The sequence below is a fragment of the uncultured Georgenia sp. genome (genome assembly GCF_937958535.1).
Lineage (GTDB): Bacteria > Actinomycetota > Actinomycetes > Actinomycetales > Actinomycetaceae > Oceanitalea.
Window position 1 is genome coordinate 1 of record NZ_CALGNQ010000226.1, and the last position, 4,118, is coordinate 4,118.

The 4,118-nt window shown below is 71.0% G+C and carries 4 protein-coding genes; all 4 read right to left on the reverse strand.

The features are described 5' to 3' along the window. A partial coding sequence (locus Q0195_RS11930) for a carboxypeptidase regulatory-like domain-containing protein (protein WP_299278798.1) occupies positions 1–1,775 on the reverse strand: 1,775 nt, incomplete at its 3' end. Positions 1,776–1,943: 168 nt separating this feature from the next. After that, positions 1,944–2,972 carry a ketol-acid reductoisomerase gene (gene ilvC, locus Q0195_RS11935; protein WP_299278800.1) on the reverse strand — a complete coding sequence of 343 codons (1,029 nt, stop codon included), beginning with the start codon at positions 2,970–2,972 and terminating at the stop codon, positions 1,944–1,946. Positions 2,973–3,041: 69 nt separating this feature from the next. Then, positions 3,042–3,566: an acetolactate synthase small subunit gene (gene ilvN, locus Q0195_RS11940; protein ID WP_299278803.1), complete on the reverse strand. Its 525-nt coding sequence runs from the start codon at positions 3,564–3,566 to the stop codon at positions 3,042–3,044. A gap of 13 nt (positions 3,567–3,579) precedes the next feature. Then, positions 3,580–4,118: thiamine pyrophosphate-dependent enzyme (locus Q0195_RS11945; protein WP_299278805.1), on the reverse strand; the 539-nt coding region annotated here is incomplete at its 5' end.

Genomic DNA, 4,118 nt, shown 5'->3' on the forward strand with positions numbered 1-4,118 from the left:
GCGGTGAGCAGGGCGAGCGCCGCTGCACCGGCGGCCGTCGCACCCCCTGCGCCCGTCGCCGGGAGCGTTCCGCTGCCCGCCTGGGTGGTGGGCTCGGCAGCCGCCGTCGGCTCCTCACCGGGCTCCGGGTCCGTCGGCTCCGAGTCCGACGGCTCCGGGTCGGTCGGCGTCGGGGTGAGGCAGTCAACGACCAGGGTGACCACCGCATAGCGCTGCTCGTCGAACTCCACCACCGCCTCGGTCGGGGTGCAGTCGGCGGCCTCGGCCCGGACTCGGTAGTCCCCGCCGACGACGGTCCACCGGAAGGCGCCGTCCTCACCGACCGTGACGGGGTTGGCGGCCGTGTCCCCCGCGAGCCACTGCGCCCCCTCCGCGACGGCCACGTACTCGCCGTCGTCCCCGCGCTCGAGGGTGACGGTGGCGCCGGCGACCGGCGCGCCCGCGGTGTCGACCACTGTGCCGGTGACGGTGTGGTCCGGGACGGGCAGCAGGAGAACGGTGACGGTGGACTCCTCCTCCGCCACGACCGTGGTGCGCGCCGTGCCGTCCTGGAGGCCGGAGTCCGCCGGCGCGCCGACCCGCACGACATAGTCGCCGGCCTCGATGTCGCCGATGGCGGTACCACCGTCGGTGTCGGTGGCGGGCAGGTCGACGCACGTCTCGGTGCCGTCGCGGCAGACCGTGACGTCGGCGCCCTCGACCGCACTGCCGTCCTCCCACGCCTCGGCCGTGACGGCGAGGCTGCCGAGCGGCGCGGCCTCGAGGACGAAGTCGAGCTCGGTCTCCTCACCCGCGGTGATGGCGGCGGGCTGGGTCGCCGGGGCCAGGCCGCTGCCGATGGCCGGGGTCGCGGTCACCGCATAGTCCCCCACTCGCAGCCCGACGACGGAGTAGGCGCCGTTCGCGCCACTCGTCGTCGTCACGCAGTCCCCACCGGCCGCGGGGCAGGCCCGGACCTCGACCTCCAGGGGCGTGCCTGCCTCGTCGGTCACCGTGCCGGCGAGAACACCCTCCTGGACGAGGTCCTCCCCGCCGAGGTCGAAGACGTAGCGGCCGCGCACATCGGAGTTGCGCGAGCCGGCCGTCAGCGCGTTGGGGCCGCCGTCGACGAGGGCCCCGTTGACGAGGGAGCCGGTGAACTGCTGGAAGGTCCCGGGCTCGCCGGTGCCCGCGGTGTAGCCGACCGCGACCGAGGTGCCGCCCATACCGCCGCTGCCGCCCGAGGCGTCGCCGGTCTCCCAGCCGACGTCGGAGTAGTTGAACTCCAGGCGCACGTCGCCCGCATTGCCGGTGGCAGCACTGCGGTCGGTGACGACGAGCTGGGCACTGATGAGCTTGTCATCGTGTGCGCTGTAGTACCCCACCTCGACCCAGTCGACGCAGAAGGTGGTGTCGTCCCAGCCATAGGTGACGAGTCGGGAGCCGTCGCCGCGGGTGTCGATGTCGGCGAAGAAGGGAGCGATCATCGCGTTCCCGGTCGGGCCGGTGAGGTCCTCGGGGGTGTACTGGCTCAGCCCTCGGTCGAACGTGATGTTGCCGTTGTTGTTCACGAACAGCGACTCGTGCTGCGTGCCGAAGAAGTTGATCGGGAACGGCAGCTCGAGGCGCGTGGAGGAGCCGTCGTCGTTCGCCGGGATGGCGTGTTGACGGCAGATGTCGAGGTCACGGATGGCGTCGGTGGTCACCGCCGCGGCGGGCGCGAGGGACAGTGCAGCGCCGCCGACGGCGAGCACGCCGGTCAGCGCAGCAGGCGAGGGCGGCGCGGTGGAGGCCACGGCGCGGTAGAAGCTCCAGCAAGAGATCTCCTTCGATTCCAGCCTGGGGGCAGGTGCGCGGTGGGGCCCGGCACCCGCCCGGACCGTAGCGATGAACCTCCGGAAGGTCAACGACATGGCAAAGCGCCGGCCGGGAAACTCCCGGCCGGCGCTTCGTGAGACGGTGCGTCAGCGCGCGACGCTGCCCTCGGTGTAGTCGGTGTCGCGGTCCTCGACCCAGGCGAAGAGCTTGCGCAGCTCGCGGCCGGTGGACTCGATCGGGTGCTGCTCGCCCTTGGCGCGCAGCTCCTTGAACTCCGGCGCACCGGCGTCCTGGTCCTTGATGAACCGGTCGGCGAAGGCGCCGGACTGGATGTCGGCGAGGACGGCCTTCATGTTCTCCTTGACCTCCGGGGTGATGACCCGCGGGCCGGAGACGTAGTCGCCGTACTCGGCGGTGTCGGAGATCGACCAACGCATCTTCGCGATGCCGCCCTCGTACATGAGGTCGACGATGAGCTTGAGCTCGTGGAGCACCTCGAAGTAGGCGACCTCCGGCTGGTAGCCCGCCTCGGTGAGGGTCTCGAAGCCGTACTGGACGAGCTGGGAGGCACCGCCGCACAGCACCGCCTGCTCCCCGAAGAGGTCGGTCTCGGTCTCCTCGGTGAAGGTGGTCTTGATCCCCGCGGCGCGCAGGCCGCCGATCGCCTTGGCGTAGGACAGCGCGAGGTCCCAGGCCTTGCCGGAGGCGTCCTGCTCGACGGCGACGATGACCGGCACGCCCCGCCCGGCCTCGTACTCGCGGCGCACGAGGTGGCCCGGGCCCTTGGGGGCGACCATGACGATGTCGTGGCCGGCGCCCGGCTTGATGTAGCCGAAGCGGATGTTGAAGCCGTGGGCGAAGAGGAGCGCGGCGTCGTCCTTGAGGTTCGGCTCGATCTCCTCGGCGTAGAGGCTGCGCTGCACCTGGTCGGGCGCGAGGATGACGACGACGTCGGCACCCGAGACGGCCTCGGCGATGCTGGCGACCTTCAGGCCCTGGTCCTTGGCCTTCGCGGCCGAGGAGCTGCCCTCACGCAGACCGACGGTGACGTCGACGCCCGAGTCGCGCAGGTTGAGTGCGTGGGCGTGCCCCTGGCTGCCGTAGCCGATGACGGCGACCTTCTTCCCGGCGATGACGGACAGGTCGGCGTCGTCGTCGTAGTACAGCTCAGCCACAGTGTTCTCCCTGGGTTAGGTGATGGTTCGGGCCGGCGGTACGGCCGGCACTTGGGACAAGTATGGGGTTCAGGCGGTGCGGACCCGCTCCAGGGCCCGGTCGGTCATCGAGCGCGACCCACGACCGATGGCCACGGTCCCGGACTGGACGATCTCGCGGATCCCGTGCGGCTCCAGGGCGGTGAGGAGCGCCTGGAGCTTGCTGTGCGACCCGGTGGCCTCGATGGTGACGGCGTCCGGGGCGACGTCCACGACGTGCGCCCGGAACAGCTCGACCACCTGGAGCACCGCGGTGCGGGAAGCGTCGTCGGCGCGGACCTTGACGAGCAGCAGCTCGCGCTGCACCGAGGCCTCCGGCTCGAGCTCGACGATCTTGATGACGTTGACGAGCTTGTTGAGCTGCTTGGTCACCTGCTCCAGGGGCAGCTCGGCGGCGTCGACCACGACGGTGATCCGGGAGATCTCCGGGTGCTCGGTGGGGCCGACCGCGAGGGAGTGGATGTTGAAGGCGCGGCGGGCGAACAGGCCGGCGACGCGGGTGAGCACGCCGGGCTTGTTCTCCACCAGCACCGACAGGGTGTGACGGTCACTCATCGAGGTCCTCGCTTCACTCGTCGCGGTCCCACGTGGGGGTCATCCCCCGCGCGTACTGGATGTCGTCGTTGCTCACGCCGGCGGCGACCATCGGCCACACCATGGCGTCGCGGCTGACGACGAAGTCGATGACGACGGGACGGTCGTCGATCTCCATCGCCCGCTTGATGGTGTCGTCCACGTCCGCGACCGTCTCGGCGCGCAGGCCGACGCAGCCGTAGGCCTCGGCGAGCTTGACGAAGTCGGGGATGCGGGCGGTCTGGTGACCGGTGTTGAGGTCGGTGTTGGAGTAGCGGCCGTCGTAGAAGAGGGTCTGCCACTGCCGGACCATGCCCAGGGAGGAGTTGTTGATGACGGCGACCTTGATCGGGATGCCCTCGAGGGCGCAGGTGGCCAGCTCCTGGTTGGTCATCTGGAAGCAGCCGTCGCCGTCGATCGCCCACACGGTGCGGTCCGGCAGGGCGACCTTGGCGCCCATCGCGGCCGGGACGGCGTAGCCCATCGTGCCCAGGCCCCCGGAGTTGAGCCAGGTGCGCGGGTGCTCGTAGCGGA